Source organism: Streptomyces sp. CB03234 (genome assembly GCF_001905885.1).
Classification (GTDB): Bacteria; Actinomycetota; Actinomycetes; order Streptomycetales; family Streptomycetaceae; genus Streptomyces.
This window is the reverse complement of record NZ_LIYH01000010.1, coordinates 79,156-98,509: the sequence shown is the minus strand read 5'-3', so window position 1 is coordinate 98,509 and position 19,354 is coordinate 79,156. Positions and strand designations below refer to the sequence as shown.

16 protein-coding genes are annotated in these 19,354 nt (G+C 73.9%); 10 read left to right on the top strand and 6 right to left on the bottom strand.

All coding sequences use genetic code 11. The features are described 5' to 3' along the window. Nucleotides 1-23: 23 nt before the first annotated feature. Nucleotides 24-1,913 carry a M64 family metallopeptidase gene (locus AMK26_RS34530; protein ID WP_073760088.1) on the top strand — a complete coding sequence of 630 codons (1,890 nt, stop codon included), beginning with the start codon at nt 24-26 and terminating at the stop codon, nt 1,911-1,913. A gap of 69 nt (nt 1,914-1,982) precedes the next feature. Here AMK26_RS34530 and AMK26_RS34525 read toward each other — a convergent pair whose 3' ends face one another. Both AMK26_RS34525 and AMK26_RS34520 read right to left on the bottom strand, forming a co-directional pair. Next, the gene (locus tag AMK26_RS34525) at nt 1,983-2,228 is read right to left on the bottom strand and encodes a DUF397 domain-containing protein (protein ID WP_073760086.1); all 246 of its coding nucleotides are present in this window, start codon (nt 2,226-2,228) and stop codon (nt 1,983-1,985) included. Beyond that, nucleotides 2,229-3,092, bottom strand: coding sequence for a helix-turn-helix domain-containing protein (locus AMK26_RS34520; RefSeq protein ID WP_073760084.1), 864 nt, complete (start codon nt 3,090-3,092; stop codon nt 2,229-2,231). Nucleotides 3,093-3,306: 214 nt separating this feature from the next. Here AMK26_RS34520 and AMK26_RS34515 point away from each other — a divergent pair, with 214 nt between their 5' ends. From AMK26_RS34515 to AMK26_RS34490, 6 genes are all read left to right on the top strand, one after another. Further along, nucleotides 3,307-3,753: an ATP-binding protein gene (locus AMK26_RS34515; RefSeq protein ID WP_073760082.1), complete on the top strand. Its 447-nt coding sequence runs from the start codon at nt 3,307-3,309 to the stop codon at nt 3,751-3,753. Further along, a complete protein-coding gene (locus AMK26_RS34510) occupies nt 3,747-4,190 on the top strand; it encodes a hypothetical protein (RefSeq protein WP_073760080.1) in 444 nt (147 codons plus the stop codon). Before AMK26_RS34515 ends, AMK26_RS34510 begins: the two co-directional genes overlap by 7 nt. A gap of 1,080 nt (nt 4,191-5,270) precedes the next feature. Continuing rightward, on the top strand, nt 5,271-7,082 hold the full coding sequence (locus AMK26_RS34505; RefSeq protein ID WP_198944249.1) for a S8 family peptidase: 1,812 nt from the start codon (nt 5,271-5,273) through the stop codon (nt 7,080-7,082). A 203-nt stretch (nt 7,083-7,285) separates the two neighbouring features. Then, entirely contained in the window at nt 7,286-10,138 is a 2,853-nt protein-coding gene (locus tag AMK26_RS34500; RefSeq protein WP_073760078.1) for a helix-turn-helix transcriptional regulator, read from the top strand. A gap of 81 nt (nt 10,139-10,219) precedes the next feature. After that, entirely contained in the window at nt 10,220-10,915 is a 696-nt protein-coding gene (locus AMK26_RS34495; protein WP_073760282.1) for an ester cyclase, read from the top strand. Between the two features lie 56 nt (nt 10,916-10,971). Beyond that, the gene (locus AMK26_RS34490; protein WP_073760076.1) at nt 10,972-11,523 is read left to right on the top strand and encodes a hypothetical protein; all 552 of its coding nucleotides are present in this window, start codon (nt 10,972-10,974) and stop codon (nt 11,521-11,523) included. Between the two features lie 111 nt (nt 11,524-11,634). Here the strand turns inward: AMK26_RS34490 and AMK26_RS34485 are convergent, their stop codons facing one another. The 4 genes from AMK26_RS34485 to AMK26_RS34470 all read right to left on the bottom strand — a co-directional run bounded on the left by AMK26_RS34485 (nt 11,635) and on the right by AMK26_RS34470 (nt 15,300). Further along, entirely contained in the window at nt 11,635-12,684 is a 1,050-nt protein-coding gene (locus AMK26_RS34485) for a rhamnogalacturonan acetylesterase (RefSeq protein WP_073760074.1), read from the bottom strand. Further along, a complete protein-coding gene (locus tag AMK26_RS34480; RefSeq protein ID WP_073760072.1) occupies nt 12,681-13,730 on the bottom strand; it encodes a glycoside hydrolase family 43 protein in 1,050 nt (349 codons plus the stop codon). Before AMK26_RS34480 ends, AMK26_RS34485 begins: the two co-directional genes overlap by 4 nt. Nucleotides 13,731-14,049: 319 nt before the next feature. Then, the gene (locus AMK26_RS34475; protein ID WP_198944243.1) at nt 14,050-14,934 is read right to left on the bottom strand and encodes a D-alanyl-D-alanine carboxypeptidase family protein; all 885 of its coding nucleotides are present in this window, start codon (nt 14,932-14,934) and stop codon (nt 14,050-14,052) included. Between the two features lie 138 nt (nt 14,935-15,072). Beyond that, the gene (locus AMK26_RS34470; protein WP_073760068.1) at nt 15,073-15,300 is read right to left on the bottom strand and encodes a DUF5133 domain-containing protein; all 228 of its coding nucleotides are present in this window, start codon (nt 15,298-15,300) and stop codon (nt 15,073-15,075) included. A gap of 104 nt (nt 15,301-15,404) precedes the next feature. On the opposite strand from AMK26_RS34470, the gene mmuM reads away from it, so the two are divergent. The 3 genes from mmuM (at nt 15,405) to AMK26_RS34455 (ending at nt 19,348) form a co-directional block, all read left to right on the top strand. Further along, the gene (gene mmuM, locus AMK26_RS34465) at nt 15,405-16,337 is read left to right on the top strand and encodes a homocysteine S-methyltransferase (protein WP_073760066.1); all 933 of its coding nucleotides are present in this window, start codon (nt 15,405-15,407) and stop codon (nt 16,335-16,337) included. 81 nt (nt 16,338-16,418) lie between these two features. After that, the gene (locus AMK26_RS34460) at nt 16,419-17,447 is read left to right on the top strand and encodes a hydroxyacid dehydrogenase (RefSeq protein ID WP_073760064.1); all 1,029 of its coding nucleotides are present in this window, start codon (nt 16,419-16,421) and stop codon (nt 17,445-17,447) included. Then, entirely contained in the window at nt 17,444-19,348 is a 1,905-nt protein-coding gene (locus AMK26_RS34455; RefSeq protein ID WP_073760062.1) for a DUF2264 domain-containing protein, read from the top strand. Before AMK26_RS34460 ends, AMK26_RS34455 begins: the two co-directional genes overlap by 4 nt. Nucleotides 19,349-19,354 lie beyond the last annotated feature (6 nt).

The window sequence follows — 19,354 nt, the reverse complement described above, 5'->3', positions numbered from 1 at the left end:
GGCGCACCGTACGCTCCGGCCCCGTGGTTGCCCGACACCCCGGACGAGCCGCCGCGCTGATCGGCGCGGCCTGCCTTCTCACCACCGCGCTGGTGGGCGCCGGCCCGGCCACCGCCGAGGACCGCCCACCGGTCACCGAGACCGCCACCGTCTTCCCCGTACAGACCACGGGACCCGCCGACAAGCGGTTCAACCTGGTCCTGCTGGGGGACGGCTACACCGCCGAACAGCTCCCGGAGTTCCGGGCGGACGTCGACAAGCACCTCAATGTGCTCTGGAGCATCGAGCCGTTCGCCTCCTACCGCTCGTACGTCAACGTCTGGGCGGTGGAGGTGCCGTCCGCCGAGTCGGGGGTGGACTGCGACCCGGACCTGGGCGCGCCGCGCCGCGACACGCCGCTCGGGATGGGGTTCTGGGGCGGCTGCGACGCGAACAGCGTGCAGCGGCTGCTGACCGTGGACAGCGGCGCGGCGAGCGCGCTCGCCGACCTCGTACCCGGCTCGACGAGCGCCAACCGGCAGATCGTCGCCCTCGCCAACAGCGACACCTACGGCGGCGCGGGCGGCACGTACGCCACCGCGTCCGGCGGCAACGCGCTCTCCTCCCTCATCACCCCGCACGAGATCGGCCACTCGCTGGGCAAGCTCCAGGACGAGTACGACTACTACGGGCGCGGTGTGCCCGGTGGGACGTACGAGGGTGGTGAGCCGTCGTCCGCGCACCACACGGTGCTCACCGAGCAGCAGATGAAGGACCAGCGGGCCAAGTGGTGGCGCTGGCTCGGCGAGGAGAGCGAGTCGGGCGGCGTCATCGGACGGTACGAGGGCGGGCTGTACAGCGCCAAGGGCGTGTGGCGGCCCAGCCGGCACTCGATCATGAAGACCCTCGGGTACGCCTTCGACCAGGTGGGCCGCGAGGTGATGGTCCGGGCGATCTCCTCGAAGGTGAACCTGGTGCAGGGGCACACACCCACCACCGCGCCGATCGGCGCCGACCGGACGGTGTGGGTGGAGACCCTGCATCCGCTGGGCGGCGAACTGGACGTGGCGTGGCGGCTGGACGGCCGGCCGGTACGGTCGGCGGCCGGGGCGCGCACGGTCGACCTGCGGCGCCTCGACGTGCCGCCCGGCCGGCACACGCTGACGGCGACGGTGACCGATCCGACGCCGTTCGTGCGGGACCCCGCGGTGCGCGGGTCGGCGGCGCTGACCCGTACGGTGAGCTGGACGGTCGATACGGCGGTGGCCACGCAGCCGGTCGCCGTCGTGCCCGGGTTCACCGGGCACACCCCCACCGACGCGCCCGTGGGGGCCTGGTCGGTGGTGTACGCCGACACCACGCACCCGGCCGACCGGACGCTCGCCGTCCAGTGGCGGCTGGACGGCCGGCCGGTGGCGAACCCGGGCAACGACCGGGACCTGGATCTGTCGGCGCTGCGCCTCCCGCCCGGGACGCACACGCTGACCGCCCGGATCGCGGGCACGGCGCACGAGCTGCGCTGGACGGTCGACGGGACGGCGGCCTCGGCCTCGTACGAGCTGTCGAAGCCGCTGCGCACGGTGCACCGGCCGGGGCGGCCCGTGGAGTACGTCTACGACGGCCCGTTCACCATGCGGCTGACCGCGCGGGACGACCAGGACGGGTACGTGGTCAGCCAGTTCCGGGTGGACGGCGACGGCTGGTACACGTACTACGGCTGGCCGACGGACGCGGACGCGCCGTTCCGCTTCACGCCGGGCGGCACGGAGATCGACGGCCTGGTGTACGGGAAGCTGGGCACCGCGCGCGTGGTGCCGTGGGACGACGCGACGCCCGAGTACGGCACGCACACCGTGGAGTACCGGACGGTCGACTCGGCCGGGAACACCGGCCCGGCGAAGAGGTTCCTCGTGACCCTGGTGCCCCAGCGGTAGGGGCTCCTCGGGCGGTGGCTCCGCCCCCCGCCCCCCGGTCGTGCGCACGGGCCGGCCGGGGGCGGGGGTTCAGGTGAGCAGGAAGTCGGCCTTGCCCGACTTGGCTCCCTGGATGAACGCGGCGATCTCGCCGTGGGTGTAGATCAGCGCGGGGCCGTCGGGGTCGGCGGACTGGCGCACCGCGACCCGGCCGTCGGCCAGCTTCATCGCCTCGATGCAGTTGCCGCCGTTGCCGCCGCTCCACGGCTTGTGCCACCCCTCGGCCCCGAGCTCGGCGGCGGGCATGCCGTTGTATATGCGCTCTGCGCTATCCATTCACAGCTCCTCGCGGAAATCCGTGAGGATTTCCTTCGTACGTTGTGCGGTGGCGGCCTGGGCCGCCATGCGGTCCATGACCTCGAGGTGGGAGGCCACCTCGGGGCGCGCGTCGAGGTAGACGGCGCCGGTCAGGTACTCGCTGTAGACCATGTCCGGGAGTTCGGGCATGGCGAAGCGGAAGAGGACGAACGGCCCGTAGGTGCCGGGGTGGTGGCCGGTGGCGAACTCGGCGATCTGCAGGGTGACGTTCGGCAGCTCGGCGGCCTCCAGCAGCCGGCCGATCTGCGCCCGCATGACGGCGGGGCCACCGCCCACGGGACGTCGCAGCACCGTCTCGTCCATGATCACCCAGAATTTCGGCGCGTCGGGGCGGGTGAGCAGGGACTGCCGTTCCATCCGGAGCGCCACGTGGCGTTCGATGTCGTCGTGCCCGACCTGGCCGACGGCTCCGCCGCGAAGGATGGCCCTGGCGTACTCCTCGGTCTGGAGGAGACCGGGGACGAACTGCGGTTCGTAGGCCCGGATGACGCTGGCGGCGCCCTCCAGGCTGACGTACATGCTGAACCAGCTCGGCAGGACGTCGTGGAAACGCTGCCACCAGCCGGGCTTGTTGGCGTCCTCGGCCAGCCGGACGAAGCTGTCGGCCTCGTCGGCGGGGACCCCGTACGCCTGGAGCAGCAGTTGTACGTAGGGAATCTTCAGCGCGACTTCCGCGGTCTCCATCCTGCGGATCGTGGCCGGGGCCACGCGGAGCACCTTAGCGGCCTCTTCCCGCTTCAGGCCCGCCCGCTCTCGCAGATCCTGCAGACGCTTGCCGAGTACGACCTGTCCCACGGTGGGGGCGGACCGCGGCTCGCTCACTTAAGACCTCCCCACGCGCTGTTTCGATGAGTGTGCCATGCGACGGTCAGAGAGAACACCGCACTCTGCAATTTTCAGAGTGCCACTTGCCAAGTGTCCGAGTCGGGAGGAAAGTATTCCGGTGAACCAGTTGGTGAACCAGTTCACGCGGCTGCCGCGCTCCGCCACGGGAGAGGCGACGCACGGCGCCGCGCCCCCACGTTAGGAATCGGTCGTGGCTCCTGGTAACGCGCTCACCCCCCGACTCATAGCGCCACGACCCCCGATCTCCGCCGATGTCCGCCGTTTCTCGTTCGAGCTTCCCGCACGCGCGGAGTCGGTCGCCAGAGCCAGACACCTCGTCGAGGCACGGCTGGTGCTGTGGGAGGTGGACGGCACGGTGTGCGAGGCGGTGACGCTGGTCGTCTCCGAGCTGGTCACCAACGCCGTGGTGCACACGGCGAGCTGCCGGGTGATCTGCGAACTGCGGGACTGCGGTGAGCGGTTGCGCGTCTCGGTCCAGGACGAGGGGTGCCCGGCCGCCGAGCCCCGGCTGCGGCGCGGCTCACCGGAGGAGGGCGGCCGGGGGCTGCTGCTCGTGGACGCCGTCAGCAGCGCGTGGGGCGCGCATGACGCGCGGCACGGGGCGGGGCGTGTCGTCTGGGCGGAGTTGGCGTGCTGAGGACGATGGCCACGCTGCTGTCGGCGCGTGGCGGGCGGGGGCCGGGTCCCGCCCCTGCCCGGAACGCTGAGCCGGACGGTGAGGTGCGGCTGGCGCTGCCGTCGACGCTGCCGGCCACGCTGGGCTGCGACGCGGTGGGGGTGCCGGCGCGGTACGGGTTCCGGCTGCTGTCGCGGCTGCCCGGCAACGGGTGCGTGTTCGCCGACTCGGACTGGTGGTGGTGGATCGTCCCAGCCGGCTCGGACGCCGACCTGCGCTGGCCGCTGCCGTCCTGCTACGCGGCGGACGCCTACGTCCCTGACCGGCGCCCCCAGCTGATCCACCGGCCGGGCACGACGTCGCCGTACACCCCGCCGATCCCGCTGTACCTCATGATCTGCCAGCTCACCGGCGTGGCCCCGGCGTGGGCCGTCCCGGGCGCCTGCACCCGCCTCTGACCACCTGACCCGCCGTGGCCCCGGCCACGGCGGCCGGCTCGCGCGGCCCCGGCTGGGGGGCAGGGCCGCGCGAGCCGCGGGTACGCGGCGCTGTTTCGTACGTCCGGCGCGGGGGGGGGCTGGGGCCTTGGGCGCCGGGGGCTTCGGCCGCCGTCGGGGGCTTGGGGGCCCTCGGGGGCGCCGGGGCCGTCGCGGGCGCCGGGGCCGTCGGGCCCTCGGGGGCTTCGGGGCCGTCGGGCCCTCGGGGGCGCCGGGGCCGTCGGGCCCTCGGGGGCGCCGGGGCCGTCGGGGGCGCCGGGGGCTCGACCACCCGCCCCGGGCGGCGGTGCCCGGCCGCGGGTCTGCGCCGAGCGGGCGGGGTGGGGGCGTGGCCCCTCCGGGCTCACCTCCTCGCGGCCGGCGGGGCACCCTCCCGTAGGACGGTGCCCCTCGTCGCCGCCAACCTCCCCCACAAGTGGGGGGACCCCCAGCGGGGGCGACCCTCCACGGCCCCGCCCGGCCGTCCGGCGGCTGCGGGCCGGTGGTCGGGTACGGCCCCGCCGGGGTCGTCAGCCAGGTGCGGGGCGGTGGACGGGTACGCCCACGCCCAGTTGGTGAGTGGCTGCGGTGCGGTGGACGGGCACGGGCCCGCCCGGCCGTGGGCGGGTGCGGGGCGGTGTCGGGTACGGGCCCGCCCGGAGCCGTGGGCGGCCTGCGGGGCGGTGGCGGTGCGGGCCCGCGCGGGCCGGGGGTTCCCTCTCCCCCGCCCTTGAGCCTCGCGGGGGTGACAAGGGTTTTCCCCGTATCGGGTTCATCGCGGGTTTCCCTACTGTCTGCCGCACCGGAGGTTCTCAGCCACCTGACTGTCAGGTGCATGTAATTCCGCCGGTGACGGCCCCGTCCCCAGGGGTCGTCGCGTCGGCGGCGGCGCAAGAGGCCTACCCAGCCCGGGGTTCACGGACTGCCACCCCCACGGCACGTCCGCGGACCCCACGCGCCCGCCGCCCGTCGCGCCCTGCACCGTCAGCCGCTCCGGGAGTCGCCGGAGCTGCCCTGAAAGGGAACACCTTGAACGGTTCCAGGCGGAGACTCATATCCGTCGTGGCGGCGAGCGCCACGATCCTCGGCGTGACCGCCACCTCCTCGGTGGCCCTCGCCGCAGAGGCCACCCCCACCCCGAAGCCCGCTGCCCCGGCTTCGCAGGCCATGACCCCGGCCGCCCTGCCGAGCGCGCCCGTGGACAAGGTCATCGTCACCTACAAGTCCCGTACCGCCGAGGCCACCTCGAACACCGCCGCCAAGGGCGACGCGGCCGAGAAGGCGGCGAAGACCGGCGAGAACCTGTCGTTCGAGCGCCGTCTCGCGAGCGGCGCCGCGCTCGTCGACCTCGGCGACCGGGCGACGAAGCAGGACGTCACGGAGGTCATGGACGCCTTCCGTGCCGACCCGCAGGTCGCCTCCGTGGAGGCCGACATCCGCGCCTACGCGATGGCCGTCACGCCCAACGACACCGACTACGCCAAGCAGTGGGACCTCTTCGAGCCCACCGGCGGCATGAACGTACCCGGCGCCTGGGACAAGACGACCGGCAGCGGTGTCACCGTCGCAGTCATCGACACCGGCTACGCCGCGCACTCCGACCTGAGCGCCGGCGTCGTGTCGGGGTACGACTTCATCTCCAGCTCCGCCGACGCCCGCGACGGCAACGGCCGCGACAGCGACCCCAAGGACGAGGGCGACTGGAACGCGACGGACGGCGAGTGCGGCACCGGCTCCCGGGCGAGCAACTCCTCCTGGCACGGCACCCACGTCCACGGCACCATCGCGGCGTCGACCCACAACGCCAAGGGCGTCGCGGGCATCGCGTACGGGGCGAAGGTCCAGCACGTGCGCGTGCTCGGCAAGTGCGGCGGCTCGTCCTCGGACATCGCCGACGCGATCACCTGGGCCTCCGGCGGTTCGGTCCCCGGCATCCCGGCGAACCCGAACCCGGCCAAGGTCATCAACATGAGCCTCGGCGGCGCCAGCTCGACCTGCCCGACCGTCTACAAGAACGCCATCGACGGGGCGGTCGCACGGGGGGCCACCGTCGTCGTCGCGGCCGGCAACAGCAACGCCAACGCGTCCGGCTTCACGCCCGCCAACTGCGCGAACGTCATCAACGTGGCGTCCACCAGCCGTGAGGGCAACCGTTCGTTCTACTCGAACTACGGCACCATCATCGACGTCTCGGCCCCGGGCGGTGAGACACGCCGCGCCACCGACACGCCCGGCACCGTCACCACCCCCGAGAACGGCATCCTCTCGACGCTGAACTCCGGCACCACCACCCAGTCGCTGGAGAACTACAAGCCCTACCAGGGCACGTCGATGGCCGCCCCGCACATCGCCGGGCTCGCCGCGCTGCTCAAGTCGGCCAAGTCGACCCTGACCCCGGCCGAGATCGAGTCCGCCATCAAGGCCAACGCCCGCCCGCTGCCCGGCACCTGCACGGGTGGCTGCGGCGCCGGTATCGCGGACGCGGCGAAGACCGTGAACGCCGTGACCGGTACCCCCACCCCCGGTACCGGAACGGCGTTCACCAACGCTACGAACGTCACGATTTCGGACAACACCACCGCGACGTCCCCGATCTCCGTCACCGGCCTCACCGGCAACGCCCCCGCCGCCCTCAAGGTCGACGTGGACATCAAGCACACCTGGCGCGGCGACCTGGTCATCGACCTGGTGGCCCCGGACGGCACCGCGTACCGGCTGAAGAACTCCAGCGGCAGCGACTCGGCCGACAACGTCCTCGCCACGTACACGGTCGACGCCTCCGCCGAGGTCGCGAACGGCACCTGGAAGCTCCAGGTCAGGGACGTGGCGTCGGGTGACACCGGCTACATCGACTCGTGGGGCCTGACCTTCTGATCCACCGGCAGGACACACAAATCCACAGGTCAGGGGCGTGCTCGCGGCAAATCGCCGCGGGCACGCCCGCTTGTGTGTTCGTCCACATACCGGACGGGACACCTGGACTCCCGTGGCCGAGTTCGTATGCTGCGCTCGCGAGACAGATCACGGGCAGGGGGCCCGTGGGCGGGGGGTCCGCGGGCGGAGGGTGGTGGTCGCAGGTGAGGTCGACGCCGTACCCCGCCACGCCGTGCGTCCCCGCGACGTACGGCTCCGGGCAGTCAGACCGCGCCGCGCCCGTCGGGCGGGCCGAGCTGCTCGCCCGCCTCGATCGCGTCCTGCACTCCCGCGGGCGGGCCCTGCTCACCGGGCCTCCCGGGGTAGGCAAGACCGAGGTCGCCCAGGCGGCCGCCGAGCAGGCCTCGGCGCGCGGGGAGACGGTCGTGTGGCTGGCCCCGCAACCCGCGGACCGCGACATGGCCGGGGCGGCCGCGGCCGCGCTCATCGCCTCGGTGCCCGCCTTCGCGCTCGACGGCCTGCCGGGGCCGCAGCGGGACGCCGTCGCCGTGCTGTGCCGCGAGTCCGCCGCGCCGGCCGTCGGCCGGGACCCGATCGCGCTGCGGCTGGCCCTCGCCGGCGTCCTGCGGACCCTGGCCGAACGGTCGCCCGTCCTCCTCGTCGTCGACGACGCCCAGCGCATCGACGCCGACAGCGCCGACCTGCTCCGCTTCGCCCTCCACCTCGCGCCGCCCGCGCTGCGGGTCGTCGCCGTCGAGACCCCGGCTCCGTACGCCGGTGGCGGGGCCGACAGCGGTGGCGCGCCCATGCCGCTGTGGGTGGCGTCCGAGGCCGACGTCCTGCTGGTGCCGCCGCTCCAGGCCGACGAGATGGCGGAGCTGCTGGTCCACCACCGGCTGCCGTCCCGGCTGGCGGGACGCATCCACCGCGCCAGCGGCGGCAACCCGCGCCTCGCCCTCGCCGTCGGCCGGTCGCTGGCCGACGCGCGGACGCCGGTGCACCACGCCGAGGCGCTGCCGCTGTCGGGGCGCGCCCGCGATGTGGCGCGCCGGATGCTCGCGCCCGCCTCCGCCCCCGTACGGGCCACGCTGCTGCTCGCCGCCCTGGCGCTGCGCCCGACCACGGCGCTGCTGCGCCGGGCGGGCCGTCCGACGGCGGAGGCGGAGCTGGCCGCCGCGGAGCGCGCCGGGCTGATATCGCTGACCGAGGACGGGACGGTCGCGTTCACCGCCGGGCTGCTGCCGTCCACGCTGGTCCACGACACCTGCTGGACCGAGCGCAGCCGGGGGCACGCCGCGCTCGCCGAAGTGGCCGACGACCCGGTGGAGGCGGTACGGCACCGGGCGCTGGCCAATGACGTGCCCGACGAGGACCTGGCCGCCGAGGTCGCGGAGGCGGCCGACACGGCCCGTCGGCGGGGCGACAGCGCGCTCGCCGCCGAACTGGCGATGCTGGCCGCCGAGACCACGCCCGCGAGCCTGGGCCGCCGCCGGCTGGAGCGGCTGGTGGAGGCCGCCGAGGAGGCCGGGCGGGCCGCCCGCGCGGATCTCGCGATGCGCGCCGCGGCCGACCTGCTGGCCCGGGACGCGACGCCCGCCGACCGGGTGCGGGCGCGGCTCGCCGTACTGGACACGGCGGGGCAGGGGCTGACCGATCTGGACGAGATCTATGTGCACGCCATGGAGGACTCGGAGGGGGAGCCGGCGCTGCGGGCCGCCGTGCAGCTGCGGCTGGCGGTGAAGTACGTCCTCGCGGACGGCGATCCGGTGCGGTCCCGGGCCGCGGCGGTCGAGTCGGCGGCGCTCGCGATGTCCGTGGGCGACCGGCACACCGCCGCGCAGGCGCTGACCCAGCAAGCCCGGATGGACCGGGTGCTCGGCTCGCCGGACGCCGAGCGGACGCTCGCCGAGGCGCGGGCGCTGGAGATGACCGACCGGCCGCTGGGGGTCCGCAACAGCGCCCAGATCCTGACCATCCGTCACGCCCTGTTCGACGACCGGCTCTCCGAGGCACGGGACCAGCTGTACGCGCTGCTGCCGCTGGTCGAGCGGCGCGGCCCGGTCGAGGACGCCATCGAGCTGTTCCGTACGCTCGCCGAGGTCGAGACCCGGCGCGGCCAGTGCGCGGCGGCCCTCGCGCACGCCGGGCGGTCGCTCGCCCTGACGCTGGAGGCGGGCCTGTCGCCGGGGCCCGCCTGGTACGCGCTGGCGCTCGCCGAGACGGCGGGCGGCAGCTTCGCGCGCGCGGCCGGGTACGCGCGGCGCAGCGTGCGGGCGTCGGAGGAGGAGGGCGACCATGTCTTCCTGGCGCGCGGTCTGTACGCGCTCGGCCGGGTCCAGCTGGTCACCGGGGACGTGGCGGGCGCGCTGGAGACGCTGCGTCGGGTCCGGGACGGTGAGAACGCGCAGTGCACGGTCGACCCCTCGATGCTGCGCTGGCACGAGGAGCTGGCCGAGGCGCTGCTGGCGAGCGACGCCCTGCCGGAGGCGCAGGCCCTGCTCGCCGACGTGGGCCCGGTCGCCGAGCGGCTCGGCCGCACCACCGTGCTGCTGGGCTGCGACCGGGTGTACGCGCTGTGCCTGGCGGCCGGCGGCAAGACCGACGAGGCGGTCGACCTGCTGGTGGGGACCGCCGACCGGTTCGCCGGGCACGGGCTCGTACTGGAGCAGGGCCGCTGCCTGATCGCCCTCGCGCGGGTGGAGCGGCGGCGCCGCAGACGGTCGGCCGCGCAGGCGGCGATGCAGGCGGCGGCCGCCGTGTTCGAGCGGGCGGGGGCCGTACCGTGGCTCGGGCTGACCGCCGAGAACCCCTCCCCCGCCGACTCCTCGGCCCCGCCGCCCGCCGCCGGGAGCGCGCTGTCCCGGCTGACCGAGGCCGAGCTGCGGCTCGCCCGGCTCGTCGGGGAGGGGGCGAGCAACCAGGAGGCCGCGGCCAAGCTGTATCTGAGCGTGAAGACCGTCGAGGCGCGGCTCACCCGCATCTACCAGAAGCTCGACGTCCGCTCCCGTGCCCAGCTGGCCACGGCGCTCAACGGACTCGCCGCGCCCTCGCGGTGACGGGCCTCTGCCCGCCTGCCGTCTGCGCCCAACGGTCCTACGCTGAAAGCAGCGCAGTCGTTTCCAATGGCGGGAGGCGTCATGACATTCGTCCAGATCATCGACTGCAAGACCGACAGGGTCGACGAGATGAACCGGCTGCTGGACAGCTGGGCCGAGGCGACGCAGGGTAAGCGGACGGCCACCCACGCGATCATGGGCCGGGACCGTTCGGACTCCACCCATGTGCTGGAGATCGTTGAATTCCCCTCCTATGAGGAGGCGATGGAGAACTCGAATCTGCCCGAGACCGACCGCATCTTCCGCGAGATGACGGCCCTCTGTGACGGCGAGCCCACCTTCACGGACCTGGACGTCGTCCGCGACGAGCAGCTCAACAAGCTGGTCGTCCAGAAGTTCGTGGACGAGGTGATCAACAAGGGGAACGTGGACGCGGCCGACGGCCTGTGCACCAGTGACTACCGTGAGCACGACCCGTCCCTGTCGACGTACGACGCGGACCTGGCGACCGCCAAGGCGGAGGACCGGGAGATCATGGAGGCGTTCCAGCCTACGTGCACCATCGAGGGACTGGTCGCCGAAGGCGACCTGGTGTGCCTGCGGATGTCGTTCAAGGGCCGCCATGTCGGCGCGTACAAGGGCATCGAAGCCACCAATCGGGATGTGACCGGCACGGGTCACGCGACCTTCCGCTGCAAGGGCGGCAAGATCGCGGAGAGCTGGTGGAACGTGGACGACCTCGGCCTTATGCGGCAGTTGGGTGTCGTGGAGGCCTAGTGACCAGGTGGAGGGCTGGTCGCCGGCCGTCACCTCCGCCCCGATAGCCTCGGCGGGTGATCGATGAAGTTACTCTCTGGTACCGCCTTGCCGACCTGCTGCCCGAGCCCGAGGCCACCCTGGTCCGGGACTGCTGGGACATAGGGGAACAGGAGGCGGGGCTGGACGCGCTGGTGTCCGGTCTCCAGGCCGGGCGGGTGGTCATCAGCGAGACCACGCTCGTGGAGATCGCGGTGCTGGTGCGGGAGTGGGGCATGGGCGACGCGCTCATGCCCCGGCTGCTGTGCTGCGCCGTGGTCGGGTCCGAGGAAAACGACCCTCCCCTGCGGCTGATCGAGCATCCGGACGCCCGGCCGCTTCCCTCGTCCGGTACGGGCCATGTGCTGGTTCCATGGATCGGATGCGCACGGTGCGGCGGGGTGCTGGCGCGGGCGCACACGGTGGAGCCCTGGGGCGGTCTGTCCTTCCTGCCGGTGCACTACGCGGTCATGGGCCCGCGCCCGGGGCCGCCCCGGGTCTTCGGTGCGCACGACGCCTGGTCCGCGCTCGCGGCGCTGCGCGCGCAGTGCGTGCCGGCTCCCGCGTACGCCCCGGGCGTGGTGCGGTAGACGCCCGGCGCGGGAACGGGGTGGCGTCGGGCATGGGCGCACCGTCTCGTGGGAGTTGCCCCGCCCGGGCCGGCGAGTGGCCGGGCGGGCGGGGCCGTGAGCGGCCGGGGGTCAGCGGCGCGCCGACCGGCTGATCAGTCCCTGGGCGAGGAGTTCGTCGGCGACGAACCCGGCGTATTCGGTGGCCCCGCGCACCGAGGTGTGGGTGTTGTCGCGCTTCTCGTTCGTCAGGTACAGGGCCTTGGAGGCCTCCGTGCCGAGCGTCTCCACCCGTTGCTTGGTGCGGGCGGTGAGGTCGACCAGCGGGGTGCCCAGGCCGGCGGCGAGGGCGCGGATCTCGGCCGGGTGGTCGACGCCGAGGCCGTTGACGAGCAGGGCGGTGTTGTTGTTGAGGGTGCCGTCGGGGCCGAACCAGCGGCGGACGACGGGCGTGACCAGGACCGGTCGGCCGCCTTCCGCGCGGACGCCGTCGACGAGGGCGGTGAGGCCGGCGCGGTAGGTGGGGGCGTCGGTCTGCTTGTCGTTGTGGGCGAGTTGGATGAGGACGAGGTCGCCGCGCCGGATGGTCTGCCGGACCGTGGGGAACAGGGCCGGGTCGGCGAGGTAGGTGACCGTACTCTCGCCCGAGTCGGCGTGGTTGGCGACGGCCGTGCCGCGCTTCAGCAGGCTGGGCAGGTGCTGCCCCCAGCCGGCGTACGGCTCGCCCGGCTGGTCGCACACCGTGGAGTCGCCGATGAGGACGGTCCGCCGGGTGGCGCTCGGCGCGGGCGTCACGCGGATCGCGGACAGGGCGGGCGCCGGGCCGCCGAAGGCCAGGTCGAGTCCGGGGGTGCCGGCCGGGCCGGTGGGCTCGCCTTCCGGGGTGCGGACGTCGACGGTGAAGGCCCGCCGGGTGTACTGCCCGGCCGCGGTGGCGGTCTCCGGCAGCATGGCGCGGCGCGTCTCGGCGGTGACGGACGTGGCGGCGGCACGGTCGCCGCCGAGGGTGACGGTGACGTCGTACGTGCCGGGCGGGACGTCGAAGTGGCACACCACGGGCGCGGTGCCGGTGCAGTGGTCCAGTCCCTGGCCGTACGGTGCCGATGCCTGCGCGGGGACGGCGGTCAGGGCCGTGAGCGCGGCGGCGGCGAGGACGGCGGCGCGTCTCGTACCGATGGTCATGCGCCGGCTCCGGGGCCGTCGGCGACCGGGATGCCGAAGTCGGGGGTGCCGTCGCTCTTCCAGCCGAGCCGCTGGATACGGGTGTGGCGGTTGGGGTCGTGCAGCGGGTCGCCGCTGATCTCCTTGTACTGGCGGGCGTGGTAGACGAGGACGTCGGTGCGGCCGTCCTCGGCGACGGTGAAGGAGTTGTGCCCGGGGCCGTACTGCCGGGTGGCGTCGTTGCTGGTGAACACCGGCCGCGGCGACTTGGTCCAGGAGGCCGGGTCCATCAGGTCGCTGTCGGCGTCGGCGGTGAGCAGGCCCATGCAATAGTTGCTGTCGGTGGCGCTGGCGGAGTACGTCATGAAGACACGGCCGTTGCGCTCGATGAACGAGGCGCCCTCGTTCACCTTGAAGCCGGCGCACTCCCAGTCGTACTCGGGCGTGGTGAGCCGGATCTGCGGGCCGTTGAGGGTCCAGGGGTTGGCCATCCTCGACAGGAAGACGCCGGTGTTGTGGTCGATGCCGGGCTCGTGCTGCGCCCAGGCGAGGTAGCGGGACCCCCGGTGCGTGAAGGTGGTGGCGTCGAGCGAGAAGGTGTCCCAGGCGGTGACGATCCGCCCCTTCTCGGTCCAGGTGCCCTTGAAGGGGTCGCGGCTGGGGTTCTCCAGCACCCACATTCGGATCTTCCACACGTCGTCCGCGGGCGCGGCGGCGAAGTAGATGTACCACCTGCCGTCGATGTGGTGGATCTCCGGCGCCCAGATGTGCGCGCCCATGTCGCCGCTTCCGTGCTTGCGCCAGATCACCGCCTCCTCGGCCGTGGCGAGGCCGCGCAGGGTGCGCGAGCGGCGCAGGATGATCCGGTCGTACTCGGGGGCGGTGGCGGTGAAGTAGTACTGCCGGTCGGTGTGGCGGTGGATGTGCGGATCGGCCCGGTTGCGCACGAGCGGATTGACGTACGGGCGGTGCGGGGCGGCGCTCGCCACGCCTGGTACGGCGCCGAGCGCGCCCGCGGCCAGGGCGCCCTGGAGGAGCAGTCTGCGGGTGGGGGATGTGTCACTCATACGGTGTGCCCTTCCGTCCCGGCGTCCGGGGCCCAACAACCTTGCCACGACCGTCTGTTCGGGATCCCGAACGCCATCTGCAATACCGAACGGCGAAACGGTAAGGGTGTGCTACGGGAAGGTCAACGGGTCGCGCGGGATTGAACCCGGTCATCCGGTGATTGACCCGGACCGGTCACAGACGCGCGTCGCGGTGGGTCGGTGCGCCATCGAGGACGGCGAGCGGCAGGCGCGCGGGCGGCCCGTACGCCGGTCACGGCCGGGCCCGGTCCCGGGGGCCGGGGACCGTCCCCGCCCGTGCGGGGGCGGTCCCCGGGGGCTACTGCCTGAATCCGTGGTCCAGGAGCTTGGTCGCGTCCGTGTTGCGGTTGGCCTCCGAGGAGGAGGCCAGGACCGTGCCGACGACCGTCCTGCCGCCCCGGGTGGCGGCGAAGACCAGGCAGTACTTCGCCTCCGGGCCGGAGCCGGTCTTGACCCCGATGGCTCCACGGTAGGTGCCGAGCAGTTTGTTGGTGTTGGTCCACGACATGTCGCGGTAGCCGCCGTTCTTCGTCGTGACCCGCTGCTTGGTCGACTTCGTCTTCACGATGGCGCGGAACGTCGGGTTCTTCATCGCCTGGACCGCGAGCCGGGTGAGGTCGCGCGGTGTCGAGTAGTTCTTGCCGTTGCCGATGCCGTCGAAGGAGTCGAAGTGGGTGTTCTTCAGGCCGAGGCCGGTGGCCGCCGAGTTCATCTTCCCGACGAACGACTTCACCCGGGCCTGCCGGGTGGAGCCGGTCCCGTAGGTGTCGGCCAGGGCGTACGCGGCGTCGCATCCGGAGGGGAGCAGCAGCCCGTACAGCAGTTGCCGGACGGTCACCTTGTCGCCCACGATCAGCCGTGCCGACGAGGCGGTCTTGGCCACGATGTAGTCGCTGTACGCCATCTGGACCGGGACCTTGGCGTCCAGGTCGAGGTTCTTCTGCGAGAGGACCACATGCGCCGTCATGATCTTGGCCGTCGATCCGGTGGGAAGACGGCTGTCGGCGCCCTTCGCGTAAAGGGCGGCCCCGGAGCCGGTGTTCATCACGAAACCGCCCTTGGCGGTGATCGACGGTGGCCGCACCGGGGCCGCCTGGGCCGGGGCGGCGGCCGCCCCGGTGGCCAGCACGGTCCAGACGGTGACGTGCACCGCCCCTAAGCGGCTGAAGGTCCTGCTGTTCAAAGTCCACACTCCCGTACGCGCAGCCGCGGCGACGCTGCCCGAATACACCGCTACCGGCAAGACAGGCCAACCGGCCCCGGGGATGCGGATCGCCCGCAGGAAGCCACCTAAAGAGTGACGGAGACGGGCGCCGACGGGTCAGGCCGTCAGCAGCGAGTCGTCCTCCGGCCGGGCGCCCGGGAGGCGGTGGCGGGCGGCGACCAGGGCCACGTCCACGTCCCTGGTGCCCGTGGCGACGCACAGGGTGCGGGCGATGTCGTCCATGCGCTCCCGGACCTCGGGGGTGCCGGCCTCGGCGTGCAGGAGCTCGAGGGTCTCGTACTGCTCGACCAGGTTGTTCAGGACGGCGGGGTGGGCCATCAGCACGGCAGGTCTCCTTCCTGACGACAAGCGCCGGTTGTCCGTGTGAGACCCCTGCTACCCGGTGATCCGTTCCCCATGCCCGGGCGTCTTGGACTAGCTTCGGCCTCATGACCAGCGCCGCCGCCCCCGCCTTCACCGAGACGCTCGCCGCGTCGGGCTCGCCCGTCGTCCTCGACGGCGGGCTGTCCAACGAGCTGGAAGCCGCCGGCCACGACCTGAGCGACCTTTTTTACCTGTGGTCGGCGCGGCTCCTCGCCGACCGGCCGGAGGCGATCGTCGCGGCGCACCTCGCCTACTACGAGGCGGGCGCGAGCGTCGCGACGACCGCCAGTTACCAGGCCACCTTCGAAGGCTTCGCCCACCGCGGCATCGGGCACGACCGGGCGGCCGAACTGATCGCGCTGAGCGTCGAACTGGCCCGCGAGGCCGCCCGGCGGGCGGAGGCCAAGGCGCCCGGGCGGCCGCTGTGGGTGGCCGCGTCCGCCGGGCCGTACGGCGCGATGCTGGCCGACGGGTCGGAGTACCGGGGCCGGTACGGGCTGAGCGTCACCGAACTGGAACGGTTCCACCGACCCCGGCTGGAGGTGCTGGCCGCCGCCCGCCCGGACGCCCTGGCGCTGGAGACCGTGCCGGACACGGACGAGGCACGGGCCCTGGTACGGGCGGTGCGCGGGCTCGGCGTACCGGCGTGGCTGTCGTACACGGTCGCCGGGGACTCCACACGCGCGGGCCAGCCGCTGGAGGAGGCCTTCGCGGTCGCGGCCGCGTCGGACGAGATCGTCGCCGTCGGGGTGAACTGCTGCGCGCCCGAGGACGCCGACCGGGCCGTCGCGGTCGCGGCACGCGTCACGGGCAAGCCGGTGGTGGTGTACCCCAACAGCGGCGAGGAGTGGGACGCCGGGGCCCGGGCCTGGCGGGGCCGTCCGACGTTCTCGGCCGAGCGGGTGGCCGGCTGGCGGCAGGCGGGCGCGCGGCTGGTCGGGGGCTGCTGCCGGGTCGGCCCCGGCGCGATCGCGGAGCTGGCGGCGCGCACCCGGTGATCGTTTGATCGTTTGACCGGGTGGGTGTCGCTCGATCACCATGCCGGTGTCGATGGAGTGTCGACGACTTGGAGTGATGCGATGCCGACCGCGCGCGCCCACCGTCCGCCGCCGCGCGCCGCCCTCGCCATGAGCGAGGACGCGGCGGCGGCCGTCTTCGGGCCCGCCGAACGCGAGGCACTGGCGGCTGTCTGCGACCTGGCGCCCCCACCCGTACTCGACGATCTGACGACCGACCGGGCCCGCGCCGTGCTCGCCCGCACCGAGCTGCTGGTCACCGGCTGGGGCTGCCCGCCCGTCGACGAGGCCGCACTGGCCGCCGCGCCACGGCTGCGCGCCATCGCGCACTCGGGCGGCAGCGTCCGGGCGCATGTCACCGAGGCGTGCTGGGAGCGCGGCATCGAGGTGTCGTCGGCGGCGGCCGCCAACGCGCTGCCGGTGGCCGAGTACACGGTCGCGATGATCCTGCTGTCCGGCAAGCGCGTCCTGGAGCGCGCCCGCGACCACCGCGTCTCGCGCGAGCGCGACGACCCGCTGCGGGTCGACCGCGCCCTCGGCAACTACGGCCGTACGGTGGGCATCTGCTCCGCCTCGCTGGTCGGGCGCCGCGTCATCGAGCTGCTGCGCCCCTACGACCTGCGCGTCCTGCTCCACGACCCGTACGTCACCGACGACGAGGCGGCCGCCCTCGGTGTACGGAAGGCGGGCCTCCGGGAGCTGTTCTCGGGGAGCGACGTGGTGAGCGTGCACACCCCGCTGCTGCCCGCCACGCGCGGGCTGGTCGGCCGGGAGCTGCTCGCCGCGCTGCGCCCCGGCGCGACGCTGATCAACACGGCGCGGGGCGCGGTGGTCGACCAGGAGGCGCTCACCGAGGCGGTACTCGCGGGCCGGATCCACGCGGTGCTGGACGTCACCGATCCGGAGGTCCTGCCGGCCGGGCACCCGCTGTGGGACTGCGGGAACGTGCTGCTGACCCCGCACCTGGCGGGCTCGCAGGGCAACGAGTGGCGGCGGCTCGCGGAGCTGACCGTGAGCGAGGTGGCCCGCTGGGCCGCGGGCGACGGCTTCGCCCATCCCGTACGGCGCGAGAGGCTGGCGTACCTGGCATGAGCGAGAACCTCGGACTTCCGCCCGACGACCGGGAGTCGAGCCCGTACACGGGCTTCACCCGCGCCCACTGGGAGGCGACGGCCGACGGGCTGGTGCGGGCCGCGTGGCGCTGGGCGACGCCCGGCGGGGCGCTGCTGGACCTGCCGGGGCGGCCGTCGCGCTCCGGCGTACGCTCCGACGGCCTGGAGGGGTACGCGCGGACGTTCCTGGCCGCCGCGTTCCGCGTCGCGGGCGCCGGCGGGGAGGACCCGTACGGGCTGCTCGGCCGGCACGCGGACGGGCTGGCCGCCGGGACCCGGCACCCCGGCCGGGACGACGCCGAGTCGTGGCCGCTGGTCCTCGACCACCACGTCCAGGGCCAGCCGATGGTCGAGTCGGCGTCCGTGGCGCTCGGGCTGCGGCTGACCCGGCCGTGGCTGTGGGACCGCCTCGACGACGGCGTACAGGACCGGGCCGAGCAGTGGCTGCGGGGCGCGCTGCGGCACACGCCCGCCCCGAACAACTGGTACCTCTTCCCGCTCACCGTCGCCGGGTTCCTGGAGTCGGTGGGGCGCGGCGACGCCGGGACGGCGCGGGCGATCGAGCGGGGCCTGGGCCTGCTGGAGACCTGGTACCGGGGCGACGGCTGGTACGCGGACGGCGACGGGCGGGCGTTCGACCACTACAACGGCTGGGCGCTGCACTTCTACCCGGTGCTGCACGCCCATCTGGCGGGCGACAAGGCCCTGTTGGACGTCTACGGGCCACGGCTGCGCGAGCACCTGGAGGGGCTGTCCCTGCTGTTCGGCGGCGACGGGGCCCCGGTGCACTTCGGCCGCTCGCTGACGTACCGCTTCGCGGCGGGCGCGGCGGTGGGGCTCGGCACGCTGACCGGGCACACGCCGCTGGCGCCAGGCGTCTCACGGCGGCTGCTGAGCGGCTGCCTGCGGTACTTCCTGGACCGGGGCGCGGTGGACGCGCGCGACGGGCTGCTGACGCCCGGCTGGCACGGTCCGCACGAGGCGACGCTCCAGCCGTACTCGGGGCCCGCCTCGCCCTACTGGGCGTCCAAGGCGTTCGTGGCGCTGCTGGTCCCGGCGGACGACCCCCTGTGGACCGTACGGGAGGAGGCGGCCCCGGCCGAGAGCGATGACCGGGTGCTGGCGCTGCCCGCGCCGGGACTGCTGGTCCAGACGACCGCCGCCGACGGCATCGCCCGGCTCCACAACCACGGCAGCGATCACCTCCACCCCGCCCAGGGCGACTCGGCGGACGCGTACGACGTGCTGTACGGGCGGCTCGCCTACTCCACCCGTACGGGCCCGACGTCCGCCGCCAACGCGCCCGACAACCACCTGTCCGTGGCGGTCGGCGGGGTGGCGTCGGTGCGGTGCCGGATCCGGCCGCTGGGCGCCGGGCAGGGAGACGGCTGGGGCTGGGCCGCCTCCTGGCACCGGCCGGTGTTCCCGGCCGGGTCGCCGACGGTGCCGGGGCTGCGGGTGGAGAGCGTGACGGTGGCGCGCGGCCGGTACGAGCTGCGGGTCCAACGGCTCATAGGCCTCCCGCCCGGGGCGCGGACACACCTGTCGGGGTGGGCGACGGGCCCGGACGAGCCGCTCTGCTCCCAGCTGCACGGTCTGCACGGCTGGGAGCGTTCCGATGAGCAGCGCGCCCCGCAGGGAACGGCGTTCACCCGCTGGGCGACCCTCCCCCGGCTGTCCACGCCTCCTTCCGGGGGCGGCACGGCGGTCCTGGTGGCGCTGGCCTCGCTGACGGCGTCCCCGGCGCCGGAGCCGCTCGCGGGCGTGGCGAGCGTGGAGCGCGCCGACGAGGAGACGGCCGAGGTGCGGTGGGCGGACGACGGGGCGCTCACCCGGATCGCGTTCGGGCCGGCCGTGACGGTGACGCACACGCTCCCCTGAGGAGCG

Bases quoted from the DNA above. Each gene is read 5' to 3' on its own strand.
- AMK26_RS34485 (WP_073760074.1), bottom strand. From the start codon at position 12,684: ATGACCATCGGTACGAGACGCGCCGCCGTCCTCGCCGCCGCCGCGCTC.
- AMK26_RS34460 (WP_073760064.1), top strand. From the start codon at position 16,419: ATGCCGACCGCGCGCGCCCACCGTCCGCCGCCGCGCGCCGCCCTCGCC.
- AMK26_RS34480 (WP_073760072.1), bottom strand. From the start codon at position 13,730: ATGAGTGACACATCCCCCACCCGCAGACTGCTCCTCCAGGGCGCCCTG.
- AMK26_RS34525 (WP_073760086.1), bottom strand. From the start codon at position 2,228: ATGGATAGCGCAGAGCGCATATACAACGGCATGCCCGCCGCCGAGCTC.
- AMK26_RS34495 (WP_073760282.1), top strand. From the start codon at position 10,220: ATGACATTCGTCCAGATCATCGACTGCAAGACCGACAGGGTCGACGAG.
- mmuM (WP_073760066.1), top strand. From the start codon at position 15,405: ATGACCAGCGCCGCCGCCCCCGCCTTCACCGAGACGCTCGCCGCGTCG.
- AMK26_RS34455 (WP_073760062.1), top strand. From the start codon at position 17,444: ATGAGCGAGAACCTCGGACTTCCGCCCGACGACCGGGAGTCGAGCCCG.